This window comes from Streptomyces hebeiensis, assembly GCF_052983195.1.
Map to the genome: position 1 here is coordinate 6,421,832 of NZ_CM129812.1, position 22,638 is coordinate 6,444,469.

The 22,638-nt window shown below is 73.1% G+C and carries 18 protein-coding genes and 1 pseudogene; 11 read left to right on the forward strand and 8 right to left on the reverse strand.

The window, feature by feature from the left end; all coding sequences use genetic code 11:
• Positions 1–120: 120 nt before the first annotated feature.
• The 5 genes from ACU6P3_RS27560 (at position 121) to ACU6P3_RS27580 (ending at position 5,420) form a co-directional block, all read left to right on the forward strand.
• Entirely contained in the window at positions 121–843 is a 723-nt protein-coding gene (locus ACU6P3_RS27560; RefSeq protein WP_447194576.1) for an AroM family protein, read from the forward strand.
• A 241-nt stretch (positions 844–1,084) separates the two neighbouring features.
• Positions 1,085–1,894 carry an aminoglycoside adenylyltransferase family protein gene (locus tag ACU6P3_RS27565; protein WP_447194577.1) on the forward strand — a complete coding sequence of 270 codons (810 nt, stop codon included), beginning with the start codon at positions 1,085–1,087 and terminating at the stop codon, positions 1,892–1,894.
• Positions 1,895–2,221: 327 nt separating this feature from the next.
• Complete coding sequence (locus ACU6P3_RS27570) at positions 2,222–2,896, forward strand: N-acetylmuramoyl-L-alanine amidase (RefSeq protein ID WP_447194578.1); 675 nt, start codon at positions 2,222–2,224, stop codon at positions 2,894–2,896.
• 290 nt (positions 2,897–3,186) lie between these two features.
• Positions 3,187–4,140 carry a DUF1444 domain-containing protein gene (locus ACU6P3_RS27575; RefSeq protein WP_447194579.1) on the forward strand — a complete coding sequence of 318 codons (954 nt, stop codon included), beginning with the start codon at positions 3,187–3,189 and terminating at the stop codon, positions 4,138–4,140.
• A 104-nt stretch (positions 4,141–4,244) separates the two neighbouring features.
• Positions 4,245–5,420, forward strand: coding sequence for a M24 family metallopeptidase (locus tag ACU6P3_RS27580; protein ID WP_447198090.1), 1,176 nt, complete (start codon positions 4,245–4,247; stop codon positions 5,418–5,420).
• Positions 5,421–5,567: 147 nt separating this feature from the next.
• Here the strand turns inward: ACU6P3_RS27580 and treZ are convergent, their stop codons facing one another.
• Positions 5,568–7,376, reverse strand: a complete 1,809-nt coding sequence (gene treZ / locus ACU6P3_RS27585) for a malto-oligosyltrehalose trehalohydrolase (RefSeq protein WP_447194580.1) — start codon at positions 7,374–7,376, stop codon at positions 5,568–5,570.
• A gap of 175 nt (positions 7,377–7,551) precedes the next feature.
• Positions 7,552–8,628: a lytic polysaccharide monooxygenase auxiliary activity family 9 protein gene (locus ACU6P3_RS27590; RefSeq protein ID WP_447194581.1), complete on the reverse strand. Its 1,077-nt coding sequence runs from the start codon at positions 8,626–8,628 to the stop codon at positions 7,552–7,554.
• Between the two features lie 178 nt (positions 8,629–8,806).
• Between ACU6P3_RS27590 and ACU6P3_RS27595 the strand changes: the two genes are divergently transcribed.
• Complete coding sequence (locus ACU6P3_RS27595; protein WP_447194582.1) at positions 8,807–9,388, forward strand: FHA domain-containing protein; 582 nt, start codon at positions 8,807–8,809, stop codon at positions 9,386–9,388.
• Between the two features lie 108 nt (positions 9,389–9,496).
• Here ACU6P3_RS27595 and treY read toward each other — a convergent pair whose 3' ends face one another.
• Positions 9,497–11,917 (reverse strand): malto-oligosyltrehalose synthase, encoded by a 2,421-nt coding sequence (gene treY / locus ACU6P3_RS27600; protein WP_447194583.1) that lies wholly within the window; start codon positions 11,915–11,917, stop codon positions 9,497–9,499.
• A 99-nt stretch (positions 11,918–12,016) separates the two neighbouring features.
• Positions 12,017–14,137 carry a glycogen debranching protein GlgX gene (gene glgX, locus ACU6P3_RS27605; protein WP_447194584.1) on the reverse strand — a complete coding sequence of 707 codons (2,121 nt, stop codon included), beginning with the start codon at positions 14,135–14,137 and terminating at the stop codon, positions 12,017–12,019.
• Between the two features lie 412 nt (positions 14,138–14,549).
• On the opposite strand from glgX, the gene ACU6P3_RS27610 reads away from it, so the two are divergent.
• Complete coding sequence (locus tag ACU6P3_RS27610) at positions 14,550–15,782, forward strand: DUF5919 domain-containing protein (protein WP_037804142.1); 1,233 nt, start codon at positions 14,550–14,552, stop codon at positions 15,780–15,782.
• A 154-nt stretch (positions 15,783–15,936) separates the two neighbouring features.
• Positions 15,937–16,644 carry a 3'-5' exonuclease gene (locus ACU6P3_RS27615; protein WP_447194585.1) on the forward strand — a complete coding sequence of 236 codons (708 nt, stop codon included), beginning with the start codon at positions 15,937–15,939 and terminating at the stop codon, positions 16,642–16,644.
• 60 nt (positions 16,645–16,704) lie between these two features.
• Here the strand turns inward: ACU6P3_RS27615 and ACU6P3_RS27620 are convergent, their stop codons facing one another.
• Positions 16,705–17,568, reverse strand: coding sequence for a phosphotransferase enzyme family protein (locus tag ACU6P3_RS27620; RefSeq protein ID WP_352088716.1), 864 nt, complete (start codon positions 17,566–17,568; stop codon positions 16,705–16,707).
• A gap of 147 nt (positions 17,569–17,715) precedes the next feature.
• Between ACU6P3_RS27620 and mgt the strand changes: the two are divergent.
• The 3 genes and pseudogenes from mgt (at position 17,716) to ACU6P3_RS27635 (ending at position 20,004) form a co-directional block, all read left to right on the forward strand.
• Positions 17,716–18,961 (forward strand): annotated as a pseudogene (gene mgt / locus ACU6P3_RS27625) (macrolide-inactivating glycosyltransferase).
• A gap of 139 nt (positions 18,962–19,100) precedes the next feature.
• Complete coding sequence (locus ACU6P3_RS27630) at positions 19,101–19,655, forward strand: DUF1697 domain-containing protein (RefSeq protein WP_447194586.1); 555 nt, start codon at positions 19,101–19,103, stop codon at positions 19,653–19,655.
• A complete protein-coding gene (locus ACU6P3_RS27635; protein WP_447194587.1) occupies positions 19,642–20,004 on the forward strand; it encodes a nuclear transport factor 2 family protein in 363 nt (120 codons plus the stop codon). Before ACU6P3_RS27630 ends, ACU6P3_RS27635 begins: the two co-directional genes overlap by 14 nt.
• A gap of 10 nt (positions 20,005–20,014) precedes the next feature.
• On the opposite strand, the gene ACU6P3_RS27640 is transcribed toward ACU6P3_RS27635, so the two are convergent.
• The 3 genes from ACU6P3_RS27640 to ACU6P3_RS27650 are packed head-to-tail and all read right to left on the reverse strand — an operon-like array spanning position 20,015 to position 22,624.
• Positions 20,015–20,809: a sirohydrochlorin chelatase gene (locus tag ACU6P3_RS27640; protein ID WP_447198091.1), complete on the reverse strand. Its 795-nt coding sequence runs from the start codon at positions 20,807–20,809 to the stop codon at positions 20,015–20,017.
• An 11-nt stretch (positions 20,810–20,820) separates the two neighbouring features.
• Positions 20,821–21,849 carry an ABC transporter permease gene (locus tag ACU6P3_RS27645; protein WP_447194588.1) on the reverse strand — a complete coding sequence of 343 codons (1,029 nt, stop codon included), beginning with the start codon at positions 21,847–21,849 and terminating at the stop codon, positions 20,821–20,823.
• Positions 21,836–22,624 carry an ABC transporter ATP-binding protein gene (locus ACU6P3_RS27650; RefSeq protein WP_344272682.1) on the reverse strand — a complete coding sequence of 263 codons (789 nt, stop codon included), beginning with the start codon at positions 22,622–22,624 and terminating at the stop codon, positions 21,836–21,838. Before ACU6P3_RS27650 ends, ACU6P3_RS27645 begins: the two co-directional genes overlap by 14 nt.
• Positions 22,625–22,638 lie beyond the last annotated feature (14 nt).

Sequence of the window (22,638 nt, forward strand, 5' to 3'; positions counted from 1 at the left end):
GGACCCCGCCCCTCCGGTCCGGCTCCGGCCCGCCTCCGGCCGGGCCCGGTCTCCCTGTCCGTCCATCTCCATGACGCCGCGCATGTGCGGCGTACGCGCGACGATTCGAAGGAGAACGCTGTGCACGCCCCTGACACCCCCGCTCTCGGTCTGGTCACCATCGGCCAGGCGCCCCGTTCCGACCTGAGGCCCGACGCCGAGCCGCTGCTGCCGGGCATACGGCTGGTCGAGCACGGGGCGCTGGACGACGAGCGGTTCGACGGCGAGGCCGGAATCGTGACCCGCCGGCGGCTGGCGCCGGAACCGGGGGAGGCCCCGCTCGTCTCCCGGCTGCGCGACGGCGGTTCCGTGGTGCTCGGGCACGCGGCGGTCGTCCCCCGGATGGCCCGGGCCGTCGCCCGCGCCGAGCGTGACGGCGCCGCCGCGACCCTGCTCCTGTGCACCGGCCGCTTCCCCGCCGTCGAGGCCACCCGGCCGCTGCTGTTCGCCGAACCGCTGGTGCAGCGGGCCGTCGCGGCCGTCGTCGGCGACGATCCGGTGGGCGTCGTCTGCCCCCATCCCGACCAGGCCGAGGACGTGGCCGGCCGCTGGTCGGACGTCCTGCCCGGCACGGTCCGCGCGGCCGGCGCCGACCCGTACGCGCCCCGGGAGCGCGCCTTGGCGGAGGTGGCCGAGGCGGCCCGCGCGCTGACCGGCGCGGGCAGCTCCTGGCTGGTGCTCGACTGCATCGGCTACACGGAGGAGATGCGGCGCGCGGCCGCCCGGGCGGCGGACCGGCCCGTCCTGCTGGCGCGCGCCCTGGCGGTGCGGATGGCGGCCGAGGTGGTGGCGGCCTTCGGCTGACGTGCCGTCAGAGCGGACACCTTGCTCCTCGCCTGCACCGGGCTGACGTCCATCGGCGTTCGTCCGCGGCTGGAGGAGCTACCGGGGGTGCCGTGGTGGACCCGGTGCCGGCCGCGGGGCCGATGGCCTCGTACACCCGTCACCCCTGAGAGCCGCGCCCCCGAAACGTGTTGGTCCCGGCCCGGGCGCCCCGCCTACGATTCCGGTTCGTCGGAGGAGACAAGGGGGAGGCGAGGGGCCCGTGAGCCGGACCGGCCGGACCCGCCGGGCGGACCAGACCGAGGAGGTCGTCCGCCTGGTCCATGACGTCCTCGGCGCGGACGTCGTGGGGGTCTACGCGCACGGCTCCGCCGTGCAGGGCGGCCTGCGCCCGCACAGCGACATCGATGTGCTCGCCGTCGTACGGAGCCGTACGACGGCGGCACTGCGCCGGGCCCTGGTCGACGGCCTGCTGACGCTCTCCGGCAGCTGCGCCGCCGCCGACACCGTCGGCGGGGCGGGCGGTGCGCGGCCCGTCGAACTCACCGTCGTCGTCGCCTCCGACGTACGGCCCTGGCGGTACCCGCCGCTGTGCGAGTTCCAGTACGGGGAGTGGCTGCGCGAGGCGTACGAGCGCGGCGAGACGCCCGCACCGGGGCCCGACCCCGACCTCGCCGTGCTGATCACGGCCGCGCTGCGGGGCGACGCGCCGCTGGCCGGCCCGCCGCCGGCCGAGGTGCTGGACCCCGTACCGCACGACGACCTGCGCCGCGCGGTGGCCGACGGTGTCCCGGAGCTGCTCGCCGAACTCGCCTCCGACACACGGAACGTCCTCCTGGCGCTCGCCCGGATCTGGCTGACCCTCACGACCGGCGAGATCCGGCCCAAGGACGCCGCCGCGGACTGGGCGCTCACCCGGCTGCCCGCCGAACACCGGCCGGTGCTGGCCCATGCGCGGGCCGTCTACCTCGGTGCGGAGACGGAGCGCTGGGACGGCCTCCTGCCGCGGGTGCGCGCGCACGCCGCGCACGTCGTCACGGAGATCGAACGGCGGAGACCGCGACCGCGGTGAGCCATGTGTTCCCCGGCCGGGCGCGTTGGCGAACCGCCCTCATTCGTCAGGGTGGTGTGATCCTCCGGAAACGCGGCACGCCCACGCCGCCCCGGCATGGTGGGCCAGCATGCGAGGCGTGACGAACCGGAGGGCGGGAAGCCCGGCACAGCGCCCGTACCGGTCAACACGCCGCCCGCCGGGCCGGTTTGACCTGCCAGAGGTCCAGACCGGGCGGCGCTTTCTTTCTTTGCCGAGTGATTCTTGGCATGCCCCTGTCGGGCCGTCAGCATAGGAGCGCGCTACGCGCGTCATCCTCGCCACGGCCACGGATTTCGGGAGACCCCCATGGAACTCCAGCGCCCCACCCCGTCCCGCCGCACACTCCTCCGCTCCGGCGCGTACCTCGGTGCCGCCGCCCTCGGACTCGCCGCCGCGGCCACCGCCGGGCCCGCCCACGCCTCGGACCGCCGCGCCGCCGGCACCGCCCGCCGCGCCGCCGTCGCCTACCCGCCCACCCACTGGATCCCGGCCAGCACCTCCAACTACACGGTCGCCACCCGGCCCACGCAGTACCCGGTCGAATTCGTCGTCGTCCATGTCACCCAGGAGACGTTCCAGGACGCGATGAAGATCTTCCAGAACCCCGCCAAGAAGGTCTCGTCGCACTACATGGTCGCCTCGGCCGACGGTTACGTCGGCCAGTTCGTCCGCGAGAAGGACGTCGCCTGGCACGCGGGCAACTGGGACTACAACACCCGGAGCATCGGGATCGAGCACGAGGGGTGGGTCGACCGGCCCGAGTACTTCACGGACGCGATGTACGCCTCGTCCGCGCGGCTCACGGCCGCCGTGTGCGACAGATACGGCATCCCCAAGGACCGGAAGCACATCATCGCGCACAGCGAGGTGCCGAAGGCCACGCACACCGACCCCGGTCCGCTGTGGGACTGGGACCGTTACGTCGCCCTGGTGAACACGGCGACGGTGGGACCGGCGGGACCGGTGCGACCGTACGCGTGATCGTGCGCGGGGCGGTGTGCCGGGCGGTGCGGGGCCCCGGCCGCTCGTCCGCGTCCCCGCCACCGCCCCACGCCGCCACCGCGCCGCCACCGCGCCGCCCCCACGCCGCCACCGCGCCGCGCTCGTACCGCGTACCGCGCCAGGTCCGATGTCACACCCGGCGACTAACATCGAAGACTCCACGGGTGGGAGCCGCCAGGCAGCCGGGGGACAGCGGGGCGGGCGCGCCGGACGTGCGCCGCGTGCGCCGCGCGGACGGACGTAAGACGTAGACGGGTGGAGGCGACGGAGTGAGGTTGTTCCGGAGAGGGCCGAAGCGTGACGGGCGCGACACGCCTCGGGACCCCGCGTTCTCCTTCTTCTCGGTCCACGAGGCGGCCCTGTTCCGCCGCCAGGTGCGGGAGGCGTTCGCCGAACACGGCCTGGAGGTCACGGTCTACGCGGACATGGTGACCGACAGCGCAGGCCGGCAGTTCGGTCTCGGCAATCTCGCCGCCGTCTGTCACAACGACGACCGGGGTCCGCGCGTCTGGGGCGACCTGGCGCGCCGGCACGCCGGCATGGTGCTGCGCACCATGGACGGGCCGTCCGCGCTGGACACGCTGCCGCCCGAGCAGATCCGTGCCCAGCTCTACCCGCGTGTGATCAGCGAGGACGGCCTCGACCCGCAGACCTTCGGCTACGCGCGCAGCGTCGCTCCCGGGCTGTACGAGGTGCTGGCCCTCGACCTGCCGGAGAGCGTCATGATGCTCACCGACGAGGCCCTGGAGCCGCTCGGCGACATCCAGCAGCTGCGCGACCGGGCGCTGGGCAATCTGCGCGACCTGCCGGTGGAAGGGCGCGAGACCGTCAAGGACTCCGGCGGGTCACGGTTCGAGGTCGTCCTCGGCGACTCGTTCTACACGGCGAGCCGGGTCCTGGCGCTGGACACCGTCGTACGCCAGGTCACCGGGCAGCGGATCCCGCCCGAAGGGGCGCTCGTCGCGATGCCCTTCCGGCACCAGCTCGCCTTCCACGTCATCCGTGACACGACCATGATCCCCTCGCTGAACGCGATGGCGTCCTTCGCCGCGTCCGGCTACGAGGACACCCCGGGCGCCATCAGCCCGTACGTGTACTGGTGGCGCGGCGGGACGCTCACGCAGCTCAGTGACGAGGACGAGGACGGACTGCGGATCGTGGTCGGCGAGGAGTTCCAGGAGCTGCTGGAGCGGCTGGTCGAGGAAGGCCGCTCCGGCTCCTGACCGCGGACGACCCGTCACGAGGCCGAGAAGCCGAGAAGGAGACCACCGTGCCCACACCGTCCACGCCCGGCGCCCCCGGGCCCGCCGCACCGGCATCCTCCGACGTGCCGCCGGTCGACGACGCGCCCTTCACCGTGGACGACTACCGCGCCCGGCTGGACCGCGCCGCCCAGCAGGCCGCCGGGGCCGGACTGGCGGGTCTGCTGATCGCCCCCGGACCCGACCTCGCCCACCTCACCGGCTACCGCCCGACCGCGGACACCGAGCGGCTCACCCTGCTGGTCGTCACCCCCGGCCGGGACCCGGTGCTGGTGGTGCCCGCCCTGGAGGCACCGGACGCGGCCCGGGCCGTCGGCGCCGGCGCGCTCACCCTGCGCGACTGGACCGACGCCGAGGACCCGTACGCCGCGACGGCCCCGCTGCTCCGGACCGGCGAGCGAGCCACCGGACCTGCGGCCGGGCCGTCCGGCGAACGCTCCACCGCGCGCTTCGGCGTCAGTGACAACGCGTGGGCGATGCACCTGCTCGCGCTGCAACGGGCGCTGCCGGACACGTCGTACGTGGCGCTGACCGAGGCGCTGCCGATGCTGCGCGCCGTCAAGGACGCCCGCGAACTGGCCAGGCTGGAGGCGGCGGGCGCGGCGGCCGACGCCGCGTACGGAGAAATCCTCGGCGTCCCCTTCGCCGGCCGCCGGGAGAGCGACGTCGCGGCCGATCTCGCCGCCCTGCTCCTGCGGTTCGGCCACTCACAGGTGGACTTCACCGTCGTCGGCTCGGGCCCCAACGGGGCGAACCCGCACCACGAGGCCGGGGAACGCGTCATCGAGCGGGGTGACATGGTGGTCCTGGACTTCGGCGGCCTCAAGGACGGTTACGGCTCGGACACCACCCGCACGGTCCACGTCGGCGAACCCACGGCCGAGGAGCGACGCGTCCACGAGGTCGTACGGGCGGCGCAGCAGGCCGGTTTCGAGGCGGTGCGTCCCGGTGCCGCCTGCCAGGACGTCGACCGCGCGGCGCGCGGGGTCATCGAGGACGCCGGATACGGCGCGTACTTCATCCACCGCACCGGCCACGGCATCGGCGTCACCACCCATGAGCCGCCGTACATGATCGAGGGCGAGGCACGGCCGTTGGTGCCGGGCATGTGCTTCTCCGTCGAGCCCGGGATCTATCTGCCGGGGCGCTTCGGCGTACGGATCGAGGACATCGTGACGGTCACCGAGGACGGCGGCAGGCGCCTCAACAACACCTCCCGTGAGCTGGCGATCGTGGACTGAGCCGAGGCCGGACCGCACCCCGGCGGTGTCACGTCCGCCGGGGCCGTGGCGTACGGCGCGGCCGAGCCGTACACGGACCAGATCCCGGACCGGTCCCGGACCGGTCCCGGACCGGTCCCGGACCGGCCGACCGCGACCCGGCCGGGCTCAGGGCGACGGGGGACCGGCGGTCTCGGGCGCCGGCCCCAGGACCGCGCAGGACTCCGGCGGCAGCCACAGCGTCCCGTCGGCCCCGGGCGGGCCGGTGGGCTCCCAGGCGGCCAGCACCCGCTCCCGGCCACCGGCCTCCAGCGGGATCCCCACGGACTCGCCGGAGAGGTTCACCGCGACCACGAGATCGCCCCTGCGGTACGCCAGCCAGCGTGCCGCCTCGTCGTACGCCACCTTCGTCGCCGCCAGGTCGGGGTCGGTCAGATCCGGCTGCGCGCGGCGCAGGGCGATCAGCTCGCCGTACCACGCCAGCAGGCGCGCGTGCGGCCGGCGCGCGATCTCGGACCGGTCCAGGCACGAGCGGGCCCGGGTCGCGGGGTCCTGCGGGTCGGGGATGTCCTCCGCCGCCCATCCGTGCGCGGCGAACTCCCGTCGCCTGCCGCTCCGTACGGCCTCGGCCAGCACCGGATCGCGGTGGTCGGTGAAGAACTGCCAGGGCGTGGTGGCACCCCACTCCTCCCCCATGAACAGCATGGGGGTGTAGGGACCGGTCAGGACGAGCGCGGCGGCACAGGCGAGCAGGCCGGGGGAGAGGGAGGCGGAGAGCCGGTCGCCGAGCGCGCGGTTGCCGATCTGGTCGTGGGTCTGCGCATAGCCGAGGAAGCGGTGTGCGGGGGCGCTCGTACGGTCGACGGGCCGTCCGTGTGTCCGGCCCCGGAAGGCCGAGTACGTACCGTCGTGGAAGAAGACCCGGGTCAGGGTCTTGGCGAGGGCGGCGAACGGCTCGCGGGCGAAGTCGGCGTAGTAGCCCTGGGATTCACCGGTCAGGGCGGTGTGCAGGGCGTGGTGGAAGTCGTCGTTCCACTGTGCGTGCAGCCCGAGGCCGCCCTGCCCGCGCGGGGTCGTGGTGCGCGGGTCGCAACTGTCCGATTCCGCGATCAGGAAGAGCGGGCGGTCCAGGCCGGCGGAGAGCGCGTCCACGGCGGTGGAGAGCTCTTCGAGAAAGGTCAGCGCGCGGTTGTCGGCGAGGGCGTGCACGGCGTCGAGCCGCAGCCCGTCCAGCCGGTAGTCCCGCAGCCAGGCGAGCGCGCTGTCCAGCAGGTAGGCGCGCACCTCGTCGGAGCCGGGGGCGTCGAGGTTCACGGCGGCGCCCCAGGGCGTGTGGTGCGTGTCGGTGAAGTACGGCCCGAAGCGGGGGAGATGGTTGCCGGCCGGACCGAGGTGGTTGTGCACCACGTCCAGGACGACGCCGAGGCCCAGTTCGTGCGCCGTGTCGACGAACCTCTTGAGTGCTTCCGGGCCGCCGTAGGGTTCGTGGACCGCCCAGAGCGAGACCCCCTCGTACCCCCACCCGTGTATTCCCGGGAAGGGGCACAACGGCATCAACTCGACATGGGTGACGCCCAGCTCGGCCAGCGGCTCCAGCCGGGCGGCCGCCGAGTCGAGGGTGCCCTCGTGGGTGAACGTGCCGACGTGCAGCTCGTACAGGACCGCACCGGGCAGGTCCCGTCCCTCCCACGGCACGCGCCAGGCGTACGCGGACTGGTCGACGACGGCGCTGGGCCCGTCCGGCCCGTCGGGCTGGCGCCGAGAGCGCGGGTCGGGGAGCACGGGCCCGCCGTCGAGCGCGAAACCGTATCGGGTCCCGTGCCCGGCGGACGTGTCGACGGTCCACCAGCCCGCCCGGCCGGGATCGGCGCGCATGGGGTGGGTGGTGGCCGCGCCGGGGCCCGGGGCCGAGGCCGTGGCCGGGTCGAGATGGAGTACGACGTCGCGTGCCTTCGGTGCCCAGACCTCGAACTGCACGAGCGGTTCCCCCTTGTCGTCGGCACTGTTCCCCTCATGGTGACAAGAGAGACGGCCGGGGGCCCGGTGATCACGGCGAATGGGGTGGAACGGGTGCCGTGGCGGTAGGGACCCGGCCCGCCGTTCCCGGTGGGGGCGGGAGCGGAGGGCCGGGCGGCGCGGGGAGCCGGGACGGTCAGGTGACGGTGCAGACCGGCGTCGAGGCGGTGTCCGGCGGGCCGCCCGACGCCACGTAGCCGAAGGTGGCCGAGGCGCCGGGCGCCAGCGAGCCGTTCGAGTCGGCGTTGTGGACCATCACCTGCTGGCCGCCGTAGGTGGCGTTGCCGTTCCAGAGGCTGTCGACCTTCTGCCCGTTCGGCAGGGCGAACTCGACCATCCAGCCGAGGATCGGGTGGGTGCTGGTGTTCTTCACCGTGATCTGGGTCTGGTAGCCGCCCGTCCAGGAACTGACGGTCGTGCGGGTGGCGGTGCAGGTGCCCGTGGGGTCGGTGGGCGGGTCGGTCGGCGTCGTACCGGGCTCACCGACACCCGTCACCTCGCCCTTGCCACCGTCGAAGACCACGTCGGAGCAGCTGTAGAACGTCTCGTTGCTGTCCGAACGCTGCCACACCATGTAGATGATGTGACGGCCGCTCTTGTTGCCGGGCAGCTTGCCGGTCCACTTGTAGGCGCCTTCCACGGAGCCCACCGGACCGGTGACGGACGGGTGGTCGACGGTCAGGAACGGCTGCGACTCCAGGTCGTCCCACTTGAAGGTGGCGCTGGGGTTGAAGCCGTCCTTGGTGACGTACACGTAGAACCAACCGGGGTGCGCGGCCCAGGCGTTGTACGAGAAGTCGAGGGACGCGCCGGACGTGAGGTGGGTGAGGGGCCAGTCGTTCCGGTTCTTGTTGAACCCGGAGAAGGTCGGGTTCCCGCCGCTGCACAGCTGACCGTCGGGGATGAACCCCTTGGTGCGGCCCGCCCCGTCGGAGCGCAGCACGGAGAACCAGTTGTAGAGCGGGGTGGTACCGCTCTCGGCGACGGCGGCCTTGCAGGCGGGGTTGACCGGCTTGATCTCACCGGTGCTGGTGAGGCCGTCGCGCCAGCACATGAACGTACGGCTGGCGGGCTGCATGGGGGTGCCGTGCGCGGAGGACGGTTCGCTGCCGGTGACGACGAGCAGCAGGGCGGGGAAGAGGGCGAGGAGGGAGAGGAGTGCGACTCTGTGCGGGCGTAACCACCGCAGCGGGGTCCGTGGGGGGCGTGTCATCGCGCGATCCCTTCGAGCGGTAATGACAGCTGGCGGAATGGGAGCGCTCCCATTGCGGAACGTAGCGCTGCGGACGGATGCTGTAAACGCCTGCGGAAGGATTTGTTGAGGGAAGGTTCTGGGAGGCTTGCCCTGGTCGTCTGGACACCCCGGGCCCGTGCGACGGACAATCAGTTGTGTGACCTCCTCCTTCGAGTCCCCGGCCTCTCCCGCGCGGCTTTCGGACGTCGAGCGCGACCGAGCCCTGGCGGTGCTCAGGGAAGGCGCGGCGCAGGGAAAGCTGTCGCACGACACCTTCCTGCGCCGGATGGACCTGGTGCTGGCGGCGCGCAGGGCCGACGAGCTGAAGCTGCTCACCGCCGACCTGGAGACGGAGAACCCGTGGACCCGCCGGGTGTTCGGCACGGTGCGGCGGATGTCGTCGTTCTCGCAGCGGATGCGCAGGGTGTGGCAGGCCGAGCGGCTGCCGAAGCTGCTGCTGCCCGAGATAGGCGCGTATCCGCTGCGGATCGGCCGTGACCCGGTGAACGGTCTGCGGCTCAGCCATGACACGGTCTCGCGGCTGCACGCCGAACTGGCCCTGCAGGGCGGTCAGTGGGTCCTGCGCGACCTGGGCTCGACGAACGGTACGACGGTCAACGGCCGGCGGGTGATCACAACGGCGGTGGTCCGGGACGGGGACACGGTGAGCTTCGGCCAGATGAGCTTCCGGCTCGCCACCCACCCTTCGGAGGCGGCGCGCCGGCACCTGGGCACCTGAACTCCGCCCGGATTCCCGGAGCTTTGGCATTCCGCCGCTGGTGACGGCACCGTTGTCGTGCCCGCGCGCGCAGCCACCGCGACCGTCCGCCGCGCCGGCCGCTCCCCGTCACTCCGCGCGGCTCAGCAGTGCCACCGGCCGGTCCGTGAACAGCTTCGCCACCGCCACCGGTCCGCCCCCCTCGTACGTCCGCCCCGGCGACGCCAGCGCGTCCTCCCACCGGCCCGGCGGCAGCGCCAGCTCCGTCGCTCCCCAGCCGCCCGCCTCCGCGAGCCGCAGCGGCAGCCGCGTCACCGCCGTGATCACCTCGCCCCTCCGGCAGAACGCCAGGCAGTGTTCCGCCGCCGGTCCCGTCGCGTGCAGTGGGGAGTATGTGCCCGACTCGCCGAAGGCCCGGGGCCGCCGCGCGCGCAGCGCCAGCGCCGCCGTCGTCACCACCGTCTTCTCGTCGGGCGGCCCGAGCCGGAACGGCTGCCGGTTGTCCGGGTCCACCAGCGCGAAGTACTCCCGCTCCGTGCCCTGGTAGAGGTCCGGCACACCCGGCATCGTCAGGTGCGTCAACGCGGCCCCCAGCGCGCTCGCGCGGGCGTACGGACCGAGCGCGCGGCTGAGCTCCGCGACCGTCCGCCGTCCCGCGCCCGCCGGCCCCGCCGCCACGAAGTCGGTCACCGCCCGCTCGTACAGCGGATCCGGCTCCGTCCAGCTCGTGTGCAGCCCCGCCTCCCGTACGGCCTTCAGCAGCGCGGGCACCATACGGGCGCCGTCCGGCGTGGCGACCTCCCCGCTCGGCGTGAACCCGACGGCCGTCTGCCAGGCCTGCCACGCCAGGTGCGGGTCAGGCGCCACCGTCCCCGCCACCCGCTCCAGGAACCGGTCCCAGCGGTCCGGGCACTGCGACAGCACGGCGATCGCGGCCCGGACATCCGCGCTGCGCTTGGTGTCGTGCGTGGTCAGTACCGTGCCCGTGGCGGGCCAGTCGCGCGCCAGCCGGGCACAGTACGCGTGGAACCGCTCCGGGCTCACCGCCGGCTGCCCCGGGTCCCCACCGACCTCGTTCGCGCTGATCAGCGGCGTGTAGCGGTAGAACGCCGTGTCCTCCACGGACTTGGCGCGCAGGGCCGAGGCGGTCTGGGCGAAGCGCGCGCAGAAGGCGGCGTGCGCGGGGCCGTCGCCGAGCCTGCCGAGCGCCAGGTCCCGCACCACGTCCACGGCCCGCGCCTCCCGCTCCACCGTGAACGCGGTCTTCGCCTGCCGGGCGGCGTCCTCCGGGACCGCCGCCTCCGCCGCCTTCGGGCAGGGCCCGCCCGCCGTCGTGTACGGACGGTAGACGGGCACCCGGACCAGCAGCTCCTGGATCGCCGTGCGCAGTGCCCAGGGCGCGTGGTCGCGCAGCGCCGGGTCGGCGGCGCAGATCCGCCGGGCCGTACGGACCAGGAAGTCGGTCTCGGCGGCGAGTTCGTGGATGACCACCTTGTACGCGGCCCTGCGGACCGTGCCCTCCCAGTAGCCGCCCCGGTCGCCGGGCGGCCCGGCCGTCTCCCGGTAGCGCCGCTCCAGCTCCGACGCGCCCGCCGGGTCGGTGAACACCCCGTCGATGTGGCGCAGCGCGTCGTAACCGGTCGTACCGGCGACGGGCCAGCCGGCGGGCAGGGGTTCGTCGTCGGCCAGGATCTTCTCCACGACGATCCAGCAGCCCCCGTCCGCCGGCGGGCGCGCCACGCTCGCGTCCGCCGCCGCGCCCTTCACCGCCCCGTCCGCCGCCGAACTCGCCGCCTCGTGCAGCCGCCGCAGGTACGCCTCCGGATCGGCGAGCCCGTCCGGATGGTCGACGCGCAGGCCCTGGACGACACCGTCCCCCACCAGTTCGAGGATCTTGGCATGGGTGGCGGCGAAGACGTCCGGCTCCTCCACCCGGACCGCGATCAGGTCGGAGATGGTGAAGAAGCGGCGGTAGTTGAGTTCCGTACGGGCGAGCCGCCACCAGGCCAGCCGGTAGTGCTGCGCGTCGAGCAGCGCGGGCAACGGCAGGTCCTCGGTGCCGGGGGCGAGCGGATAGGACTGGTCGCCGTGGTGGAGCAGGCCGTTCCCGACGCGCAACGCGCCCAGCTCGTCCCCGATGGGCGAGGGCAGGACCGGCAGCAGCAGCTTGCCGTCGCCGCCCGCCCAGTCGATGTCGAACCAGTGGGCGTACGGCGAGCCCGGGCCCTCGCGCAGCACCTCCCACAAGGCGTTGTTGTACCGGGGGGCGGCCGCCATGTGGTTGGGCACGATGTCGAGGACGAGCCCGAGCCCGTGCTCCCGGGCGGTCGCGGCCAGCCTGCGCAGTCCCTCCTCGCCGCCCAGCTCGGCCCGCACCCGGGAGTGGTCCGTGACGTCGTAGCCGTGCGTCGATCCGGGTACCGCCTCCAGGACCGGCGACAGGTGCAGGTGCGAGATCCCGAGGGCGGCGAGATACGGCACCACTTTCCCGGCGGCAGAGAACGGGAAGTCCGGCTGGAGCTGGAGCCTGTAGGTCGCGGTGGGCGTCATACGATCGTACGTACCCAGCCGGGCGCCGAGTGTGTCACCGGGTCCCGCGGCGGCCAGGGCGGCCGGACGGTGCCTGGTGCCGGCCGTCCCCGCCAGGGGCTACGCCGGGCGCATCAGTACCGTCATGCTGCGGCCGGTCATCTTCAGTCGCTCGCCCCCGTCCGCCTTCTCGCCCTGCCCCGGGGGGACCCCCTCCGGCCGGGCCGTGTCCACCACCACCTGCCACTCGTGGCCGATGTCCGCCGGGACCACGAACTCCAGCTCCTCCGCGCTCGCGTTGAACATCAGCAGGAAGGAGTCGTCCGAGATCCGCTCCCCGCGCGGCCCCGGCTCCGAGATCGCCTGGCCGTTCAGGAAGACCGTCATGGCGTTGGCGTGCGCGGCCTGCCAGTCCTGCTGTCTCATCACCTCGCCCTGCGGGGTGAACCACGAGATGTCCGACAGGTCGTCGTGCGTCCCCTCCACCGGACGCCCGTGGAAGAAGCGCCGCCGCCGGAAGACCGGATGGTCGCGCCGCAGCCAGACCATCGCCTGGGTGAAGGCCAGCATGCCGTGGTCGCTCCCCGAGCCCGGTTCGGGCCAGCGGACCCAGGAGACCTCGTTGTCCTGGCAGTACGCGTTGTTGTTGCCGCTCTGCGAGCGGGCGAACTCGTCCCCGTGGCTGATCATCGGCACGCCCTGGGAGAGCATCAGCGTCGCCATGAAGTTGCGCATCTGGCGATCGCGCAGCTCCAGGATCCCCGGATCCTCGGTCGGGCCCTCCACCCCGCAGTTCCAGGACCGGTTGTGGCTCTCACCGTCCCGGTTGCCCTCGCTGTTGGCGTCGTTGTGCTTGTCGTTGTACGAGACGAGGTCGTGCAGGGTGAAGCCGTCGTGGCAGGTGGTGAAGTTGATGGAGGCGAGCGGACGCCGCCCGTCGTCCTGGTACAGATCGGACGAGCCGGTCAGCCGGGACGCGAACTCCGCCAGGGTCCTGGGCTCGCCGCGCCACAGATCGCGCACGGTGTCGCGGTACTTGCCGTTCCACTCGGTCCACAGCGGCGGGAAGTTCCCCACCTGGTAGCCGCCCTCGCCCACGTCCCAGGGCTCCGCGATCAGCTTCACCTGGCTGACGACGGGGTCCTGCTGCACGAGGTCGAAGAACGACGACAGCCGGTCCACCTCGTGGAACTGGCGGGCCAGCGTCGCGGCGAGGTCGAAGCGGAAGCCGTCGACGTGCATCTCGGTCACCCAGTACCGCAGCGAGTCCATGATCAGCTGGAGGACGTGCGGGCTGCGCATCAGCAGCGAGTTGCCGGTCCCCGTCGTGTCCATGTAGTAGCGCGGATTCTCCGCCAGCCGGTAGTACTGCACGTTGTCCAGGCCCCGGAAGGAGAGCGTCGGACCGAGGTGATTGCCCTCGGCCGTGTGGTTGTAGACGACGTCGAGGATGACCTCGATGCCCGCCCGGTGCAGCGCCCGGACGGCTTGTTTGAACTCCAGGACCTGCTCGCCCCGGTCGCCCCAGGACGCGTACGCGTTGTGCGGGGCGAAGAACCCGATCGTGTTGTAGCCCCAGTAGTTGCCGAGTCCGGCGTCCACCAGCCGGTGGTCGTTGACGAACTGGTGTACGGGCATCAGCTCCAGGGCGGTGACGCCCAGCTCCGTCAGGTGTTCGATGACCGCCGGGTGGGCGAGCCCCGCGTACGTGCCGCGCAGCTCGTCGGGCAGGGCCGGATGGAGCATCGTCAGGCCCTTCACGTGCGCTTCGTAGAGCACCGTGCGGTGGTAGTCCGTACGCGGCAGCCGGTCGTCCCCCCAGTCGAAGTACGGATTGACGACGACCGACGTCATCGTATGAGGGGCCGAGTCGAGGTCGTTGCGGGAATCCGGCTTGCCGAAGTGATAGCCGTAGACCGACTCGCCCCACTCGATGGAGCCACTGATCGCACGGGCGTACGGATCGAGGAGCAGCTTGGCGGAGTTGCAGCGGTGGCCGCGCTCCGGCTCGTAGGGGCCGTGCACCCGGAAGCCGTACCGCTGGCCCGGCATGATGCCCGGCAGGTAGGCGTGGCGTACGAAGGCGTCCGTCTCGCGCAGCTCCACCGCCGTTTCTGAACCGTCGTCGTGCAGCAGGCACAACTCGATTCGGTGCGCGACCTCTGAATAGACCGCGAAGTTGGTGCCGGCGCCGTCGTAGGTGGCGCCGAGGGGATATCTCTGTCCCGGCCAGACCTGCATAGATACGACTCTTCCACTTCTGATCCGGGTGCTGCGGGGGTCTTGGCCCAGATCTTCCCCGAAAGTGGGGCGCGCACCTAGGAACCCGGTGGGGTTCTTGGCCGCTTCTCGGCCGTCCCGGGTGGATGGCGGGGGCCCGTCCGGCGTATAGGGTCAACCGTGGGGGTCAACGTCGCGCATCAGCGCGTCGCTCGGTCCAGGGAGCCGGGATGAGCGGTTCTGTACGGGTGTGAGGCTCGGGGCGTATCGGGCGCAACCTGTGCGAATCACCTCACTTCGGTGGAACTGGGCGCCAGGAACAAGCCTCTTGATCAAGGGAGTTGAGGAGGAAGCCGGTGCATGAGGCTGCACCTCCTCCGGTCGGCGGAGTACCCTTCCTTGATCGTTGAAGGGGTGGGAAGGCGGTGCGCGGGTGAGCTCGGGAGGGCTGGAGCTGCCCCCTGGTGACGCAGGTCATGCGGGGGAGGCCGGCGACATCCCGCCCGGAACGGTCTCCCTCGCGCGACCGATGGAGATCGGGGCGGAACTGGACTGGGGCGCGGACGCCTGGGCGGAGGTCCGTACGCGCGCGCAGCGGGCCGGACGGGCCTACATCTGGCTGAATCTGGTGGAACAGCGGCTGCGCGCGGTCGTCGCCGCCGTGCTGCGGCCGATCTACGAGCCGGTCAACGGCGAGGAGTGGGTGGTCGCCGCCGCCGGGCCCGCCGGGCAGGAGTGGGTCCAGCGCGCCGTCGCCGTCCGGGAGGTGTCGCGCCGCAAGGGCTATCTGCTCGACCCGGCGGACGACAACGTCCTCAGCTTCCTGACCCTCCCGCAGCTGCGGGAGCTGATGGTCCAGCACTGGCCCTGCTTCGAACCCTATTTCGACGACCGGCGGGACGTGGAGCTGGCGCTGGACGAACTCGAGGTCGCGCGCAACGTCGTCTCCCGCAACCGCGCGCTCTCCGAGACGGTCCTCGCCCAGGCGGAGCGGGCCGCCGCGCGGCTGCTGGAGATCCTCGGCGGCGGCAGCGGCGTACCGGCGGGCGCGCGGCTGAGCGTGGACGCGGTGGAGGACCTGGTCGGCGACCGGTACGCGGACGTCGTCTCCGTCCATCCCGACCGGGTCAGGCTGCAACGGCAGATCCCGGCGGAGGACCTCTTCGGCGGGGCGCGTCGGGTGGACGCCATCGGCATCGGGCTGAACCTGCTGGTGCAGAACTTCTCCGGGCGGCGGCTGATCCGGCTCGCGGAGTCCGGCTGCCGGATACGGCTGCTGTTCCTCAACCCGGCGAGCAGCGCGGTCCGCCGCCGGGAGCGGGAACTGGGGCTCAAGAAGGGCGAGCTGAGCCGAACGGTGGAGATGAACATCCTCCACATGCGGCGGGTTCGCTCCAGGCTGCGTGATCCGGGTGCCTTCGAGATCCATGTCTTCGACGAGACCCCGCGCTTCACCGCCTATCTCGTGGACGGCGACGGCGCGGACGGCCTCGCCGTCGTCCAGTCGTATCTGCGCCGGGCGCGCGGGATGGAGGCGCCCGTGCTGGTCCTGCGGGGCGGCGGGCGTGGTGTGGTGCGGTCGGGGCAGGAGCCGGAGAACGGACTCTTCCAGACGTACCGCGAGGAGTTCGACTCCGTCTGGACGGACTCCCGGCCGGTGTCCTGACACGGGAGCAGGGGCTCCTGACGACGATTCGGCGGACGGCGGCCCGTGCGGCGGCCGGGCGGCGTTGTCAGTGACGCGTGGCAGGGTTGTGTCCGTCGGGGGAAGCACCACCGCCGGGCCGTCGAGGCACCGGCGCACGAGGGGAGGGGTCATCATGACGTGGCACGGTGAACCGCTGGCCGGGTTCGACCTGGAGACGACCGGCACGGATCCGCTCGAGGCGCGGATCGTCTCGGCCGCGGTGATCGAGGTCCGGGGCGACGAGGTGATCCGGCGGCGGAGCTGGCTCGCCGATCCCGGGGTCCGCATCCCCGAGCAGGCGTCCGCGGTGCACGGCATCAGCAGCGAACGGGCGGCGGCTGAGGGGCGCCCGGCGCGGGAGGTGGCCGGCGAGATCGCCGGTGTCCTGGCCGGGTGCTGGGCGCGCGGGGTGCCGGTCGTGGCGTACAACGCGCCGTTCGACCTGACGCTGCTCGCCGCCGAGCTGCGGCGGCACGGCCTGCCGCCGCTCGACCGGGTCGGCCCGGTGATCGATCCGTACACGATCGACCGCGCCGTCGACCGCTACCGACGGGGCAAGCGCACCCTGGAAGCGGTCTGCGGCGAGTACGGCGTGGTGCTGGACGCGGCCCACGACGCCGCCGCGGACGCCCTGGCGGCGGTCCGGGTGGCCATGGCGATAGCCGGGCGCCATGCCTCGGTGGCCGCGCTGGCGCCGCCGGAGCTGCATGAGCGTCAGATCCGCTGGTACGCGGACTGGGCGGCGGACTTCCAGAGCTTCCTGCGCCGCAAGGGGAACGCGGACGCGGTGGTCGACGCGGTGTGGCCGCTCAGGGCGGTGGCGCCGGCGAACGCGTCGTGAGGCGAGGACCGGCGCGGTGACCGTCGCCGCGACCGCGTGGCCGATGGTGCCGGGGGCGGGTCAGAACGGGTGCCAGCGGACTTCCGGGTCCTCGGCACGCAGGGAGGCGACGCGGCGGCGGAACTCGGCGAGCGCCTTCGGGTTGACCGGTGCGTGCTGGGCGACCCAGGCGCAGCTGGCCGTCTCCCGCGCACCGCGCAGGACCGGGCAGCCCGGCCAGTCGCGCACGTCCCAGCCGTAGACCTCGGTGAAGGTGTCGTACGCCTCGGCGGGCAGCCCGTAGCGGTCGCGGGAGAGGGCCATGACGACCAGGTCGTGCTCGCGGAAGTCCACGGAGAAGGTCTCCAGGTCTACCAGGACGGGTCCGTCCGGTCCGACCTGGACGTTGCGCGGCAGCGCGTCGCCGTGGATCGGGCCCGGTGGCAGGTGCGGGGCGAGCGCGGTGGCGGCCTTCGCGAAGCCGTCCCGGCGCCCGCGCAGGTACTCCGCGTCGGCCGGGTCGATCGCGTCGCCGGCGATCCGCAGCCAGCGTTCGACCCCGCCCAGCAGTTCGCGGCGGGGCAGGTCGAACGAGGGGGCGGGCAGCGCGTGGACCAGCCGCAGCAGCGATGCCAGGTCCCGCGGCCCGGCGGGGCGTACGGCGTCCGGCAGCCGGTGCCAGAGTGTGACCGGATGCCCGGCCGCGATCCGTGCCCCGGGCTCCGCCGCGCGTACGGCCGGGACGCCGCACTCCGCGAGCCACGAGGCGACCGCGACCTCGCGCCGGGCGCGGTCCAGCAGTTCGGGGTGGTCCGTGGCGTCCCGGCCGACCTTGACGACCAGGCCGTCCGCCTGGAAGACGGCGTTCTCGCCGAGGGCCAGCAGTTCCGCCCCCGCCGGCAGCCCCGCCTCCGCCATGACCTGCCGCGCCCGTGCCTCGTCCATCGCCCGCCCGCTCTTGTCCTCCGACCGCCGCGCGTGTCCTCGGACAGACGCGCGGGACCCCGTACGGATCCGCACAGAGTGTCGCATCCGCCGGGAGGCCGCGCCGTGGCCCGTCCCGCTGCCGCCGGGGACGGGCCACCAAATAGGTTGTACGAGACGTCTCGTCTCGTCTACGGTCGGGGCCATGACCGCAGCCACCAAGCCCGCGCACATCGCCATGTTCTCCATCGCCGCCCACGGCCATGTGAACCCCAGCCTCGAAGTGATCCGGGAGCTGGTCGACCGGGGGCACCGCGTGAGCTACGCGATTCCCGCCGTCTTCGCCGAGAAGATCGCGGCCACCGGCGCCCGGCCGGTGACCTACACCTCCGTCCTGCCGACCCCCGACGACGACCCCTCCGCCTGGGGCACGGAACTCATCGACAACGTGGAGCCGTTCCTGACCGACGCGATCCAGGCCCTGCCGCAGCTCGCCGAGGCCTTCGAGAACGACCGTCCGGACCTCGTCCTCGGCGACACCACCTCCTTCCCGGCGCGGATCCTCGCCCACCGCTGGAACGTGCCGTTCATCCAGTTCTCGACGCACATGGTCGCCTGGGCGGGATACGAGGAGGAGGTCGGCGAACCGATGACGGCCCAGCTCATGTCGACCGAACGCGGACGCGCCTACCGGGCCCGATTCGCGCGCTGGCTGACGGAGAACGGAATGGACCACATGGACCAGGACCGGTTCACCGGCCGGCCCGACCACTCCCTCGTACTGATCCCGAAGGTCCTGCAGCACAAGGCGGACCAGGTGGACGAATCCGTGTACACCTTCGTCGGCGCCTGCCTGCCCCGACGCGAACGGCGGGCGGAGTGGCAACGGCCCGCCGGGGCGGAGAAGGTGCTGCTGGTCTCGCTCGGTTCCGCGTTCACCAAGCAGCCCGCGTTCTACCGGACCTGCGCCGAGGCGTTCGGCGACCTGCCGGGCTGGCACGTGGTGCTCCAGATCGGCGCCCATGTGGACGAGGCCGAACTCGGGCCCGTACCCGCCAACGTGGAGGTGCGTCACTGGGTGCCGCAGGTCTCCGTCCTCGAACAGGCCGACGCCTTCATCACCCACGCGGGCGCGGGCGGCAGCAAGGAGGGCCTGGCGACGGCCACCCCGATGGTCGCCGTCCCGCAGGCCGCCGACCAGTTCGGAAACGCGGACACGCTGGTCGGGCTGGGAGTGGCGCGGCGCGTCGACATGGCGGACGCGACCCCTGAGACGCTGCGTGCCGCGGTCCTGGCCCTGGCCGAGGATCCCGACGTGGCCCGCAGGCTCGCGGAGATCAGCGCCGGCATGGAACGGGAGGGCGGCACCCCGCGCGCGGCGGACCTGATCGAGGCGGCCCTGCCGGTGGCCTGACCGTGCCTGCCCCGGACCCGGACACCGCCAACGGGTTTCGGGAGCGACCGGCCCGGGGGACGATCGTTCATGAGGCGGCGGCCGCCGTGCTCGCCCCCACGGAGCGCGGCGGCCGTCGCCCCGTGCCTATCGTGGGCCCATGACCACGACGTATGCGGCGCTGCTGCGCGGAATCAATGTCGGCGGCCACAAACGCGTCCCGATGGCCGACCTCCGCACGCTGCTCACCGGACTCGGGCACGGCGATGTGCGTACGTACCTCCAGAGCGGCAACGCCGTCTTCACCAGTTCCGCGGACGACGAGGAGGAGCTGGCCGCGGGCCTGGAACGCGCCGTCGAGGAGCGGTTCGGCTTCTCAGTGGACTGCCTCGTGCGCGGCGGCCCCTACCTGCGGGCCGTGGCCGGCGCCTGTCCCTTTCCCGCGGTCGGGCTGGAGGGCCGACAGCTCCACCTCACGTTCCTGTCCGAACAGGTGACGCCCGAACGGCTGGCGGCACTCGCCCCGGAGACGTACCGCCCGGACGAGGTCCGGATCGGCGACCGCGTGCTCTACCTGTACACCCCCGGCGGAGTCGGCCGCTCCAAGCTCGCCGAGGCGCTGAACAGGCCCGCCCTGGTCAAGGGCGCCACGGCCACCAGCCGCAACTGGAACACCGTCGTCAAGCTGGTGGAGCTGACCCGTGGCCGACCGTAGGTCCGTGGTCTCCGCCGCCATCGAGGCCGAGCTGCGGCTGCTCGACCCCGCGGTCCGCTCGTCCCCGGAACTCCTGGCGGAACTGCTGCACCCGGACTTCCGGGAGTACGGAGTGTCCGGCCGGGAGTGGGACCGGGACGCGATCATCGCCCGGCTCACCGGCGAACCCCGCCCCGACGGTCGGCCGGTGACCACGTCCAGGATGAAGGGCGTCCAGCTCGCCCCGGACACCGTGCACCTGACCTTCGACACCGACGACCGCGGAAGCCGCGCCCACCGCAGCTCGCTGTGGCGACTGACACCGACGGGCTGGCGGCTCTACTTCCACCAGGGCACGCCGTTCGCCTGAGGCGGCCACGTCAGGCCGGGCGGGCCAGTTCCAGGGGGCTCGGGGCGGTGATCGCCTCGTCGTAGCGGTGGAGGAGGAGGCGCGCCAGTTCCGGGGCCGCGCCCAGGACCCCGGCCAGGACGTCCGCGTCGGCGCGCCGCGCGCCGCGGGCGATGCGGTCCGGGAGCAAGCCGGGGGCGATGACGTACGGGGCGACCGCCACGCGCGCCGCGCCCGCCGCGCGCAGCTCGCGCACGGCGTCCTCGGTGCGCGGAAGGGATGCGGAGGCGAACGCGGGCCGCACGGCGCACCAACCGGTGTGCCGCCACTCCCGCGCGATTTCAGCGATCACCGCGATCGCCTCCGGGTCGGAGGAGCCCGCCGAGGCCAGCACGACCCCGGTCGAGGCCCGGTCGCCGGGTGCCACCCCGGCCTCGTACAGCCGCCGCTCCAGAGCGGCCGTCAGCAGGGGCGCCGGGCCGAGGACCGCCGCCTGCCGGACCACCAGGCGCGGATGGCGGGCAGACGCCTCACGCAGGACCGCCGGGATGTCCGTCTTGGCGTGGAACGCCCGCGTCAGCAGCAGCGGCAGCGCGATCACCTCCCGTACGCCGGTCCGCGCCAGCCGGTCGAGCAGCCGCTCCACCGACGGGGCGTCGAAGTCCAGGAACCCCGTCTCCACGCGCACCCCGGGCCGCGACGACCGCAGCCGCCCGGCCAGGGCGTGCACGGTCGCCGCGTGGCGCGGGTCCCGGCTGCCGTGCGCGACGACCAGCAGGACCGGCGGCGGGGCGAGGGGGCCCGGGAGACGGACCGGACGGGGCAGCAGCACGCGGATCAGCTCTTCACCAGCAGACCGCGGCCGCGCAGGACCCGCCGCTCCAGCGGGCTGAAGATCAGCAGGTCGATGGCGATACCGACGACGAGGATCAGGAAGATGGCGAGGAACACCATCGACATGCTGCCGGCGGTCCGGCCGTTCTCCAGCAACTGACCGAGGCCCACCCCCAGTTCCGGCGACGACGCGATGATCTCCGCGGCCATCAGCGAACGCCACGAGAACGCCCAGCCCTGCTTGAGCCCCGACAGATAGCCGGGCAGCGCGGCGGGCAGCACGATGTGCCAGGTGCCCCGCAGCCCGGTCGCGCCCAGCGTGCGCCCGGCGCGCAGGAACAGCGGCGGCACCTGGTCCACGCCGGAGACCAGGCCGTTGGCGATCGACGGGACCGCGCCGAGCAGGATCACCGCGTACATCATCGAGTCGTTCAGGCCCAGCCAGATCACGGCGGGCGGCACCCAGGCCACCGACGGCAGCGACTGGAGACCGGACAGGATCGGGCCGATGGCCGCGCGGACGACCTTGACCCGGGCCACCAGCAGCCCCAGCGGGGTGCCGATCGCCAGCGCCAGCAGGAAGCCCAGCAGGCCGCGCGAGACGCTGGTCCAGATGTAGTCGAGCAGAGTGCCCTGGAGCCAGGCATCGGACACCTCGCCCCACACCGCGCCCGGCGACGGCAGCTTGTAGTTGTCGGTGACCTTCGCCCAGACCAGCAGCTGCCACACCACCAGCACCAGCACGACCGCGACGGCCGGGGGCAGCACCTTGTCGACGAGGGTCTGGCGCAGCGGGGCGCGCCGGGGGGTGACGCTGTCGAGCGCGTCGAGACCGGCGCCGAGTCCGGCCAGTTCGCGCTCCCGCGCCCCGTCGTCCGTTCCGGAGGACGCCCCCGGAGCCGCCAGGGAGGACGCTCCGGGCGCCGTCCCGGCGGCCGTCGCGGAGGTCGTGCCGGGATCCGCTCCGGGGCCCGTCCCGGCGGGCCCCGCCGGCTCCTTCTCCTTCTGCGACGTCGTGTCAGTGCTGGCCATGGCGGCGGATCTCCCCACGAAGTTCCTCGGTGATCTCGACGGACAGCTCCGCCACGGCGGCGTCCTCGATACGGCGCGGCTGCGGGATGTCCACCCGCCACTCACGGGCCACCCGCCCGGGCCGCGACGACAGCAGGACGACGCGCTCGGCGAGCCGTACCGCCTCCCGCACGTTGTGCGTGACGAACAGCACCGACACCTCGGTCTCCCGCCAGATCCGGGTCAGTTCCTCGTGCAGCACGTCCCGGGTGATGGCGTCGAGCGCCGCGAACGGCTCGTCCATCAGCAGCAGCCGGCTGTCCTGCGCCAGCGCGCGCGCCAGCGCGACCCGCTGGCGCATGCCGCCGGACAGTTCGTGCACCCGCTTGCCGTACGCGCCCTCCAGTCGGACGAGTTCCAGCAGCCGTTCCGCCTCGGGGCGCCGGTCCTGCTTGGGCACTCCGCGCAGCCGCAGCGCCAGTTCGACGTTCCTGCCCGCGGTCAGCCACGGGAAGAGCGCGTGCTCCTGGAACATCAGCGCGGGCCGGCCGTCGGTCTCGATGGATCCGGCGGACGGCGCGTCGAGCCCGGCCACCAGGTTCAGCAGCGTGGACTTGCCGCACCCGGACGCGCCCAGGAGCGTCACGAACTCGCCCGGCGCCACGTCGAGCGTGATGTCGTCCAGCACGAGCTGCTGTCCGGCGGGCGTGGGAAAGGACTTCGAGACATGGGCGATCCGGGCGGCGTGGTCCACCGCCGGAGCGCTCGCGGCGGCCTTGGCGAGGGTGGAAGCCATGGTCGTCACCTCCT

What these genes read in the sequence shown, in the direction of transcription:
- ACU6P3_RS27570 (WP_447194578.1), top strand. Translation starts at nt 2,222, where the DNA reads ATGGAACTCCAGCGCCCCACCCCGTCCCGCCGCACACTCCTCCGCTCC.
- ACU6P3_RS27590 (WP_447194581.1), bottom strand. Translation starts at nt 8,628, where the DNA reads ATGACACGCCCCCCACGGACCCCGCTGCGGTGGTTACGCCCGCACAGA.
- treY (WP_447194583.1), bottom strand. Translation starts at nt 11,917, where the DNA reads ATGACGCCCACCGCGACCTACAGGCTCCAGCTCCAGCCGGACTTCCCG.
- glgX (WP_447194584.1), bottom strand. Translation starts at nt 14,137, where the DNA reads ATGCAGGTCTGGCCGGGACAGAGATATCCCCTCGGCGCCACCTACGAC.
- ACU6P3_RS27615 (WP_447194585.1), top strand. Translation starts at nt 15,937, where the DNA reads ATGACGTGGCACGGTGAACCGCTGGCCGGGTTCGACCTGGAGACGACC.
- ACU6P3_RS27620 (WP_352088716.1), bottom strand. Translation starts at nt 17,568, where the DNA reads ATGGACGAGGCACGGGCGCGGCAGGTCATGGCGGAGGCGGGGCTGCCG.
- ACU6P3_RS27630 (WP_447194586.1), top strand. Translation starts at nt 19,101, where the DNA reads ATGACCACGACGTATGCGGCGCTGCTGCGCGGAATCAATGTCGGCGGC.
- ACU6P3_RS27645 (WP_447194588.1), bottom strand. Translation starts at nt 21,849, where the DNA reads ATGGCCAGCACTGACACGACGTCGCAGAAGGAGAAGGAGCCGGCGGGG.
- ACU6P3_RS27650 (WP_344272682.1), bottom strand. Translation starts at nt 22,624, where the DNA reads ATGGCTTCCACCCTCGCCAAGGCCGCCGCGAGCGCTCCGGCGGTGGAC.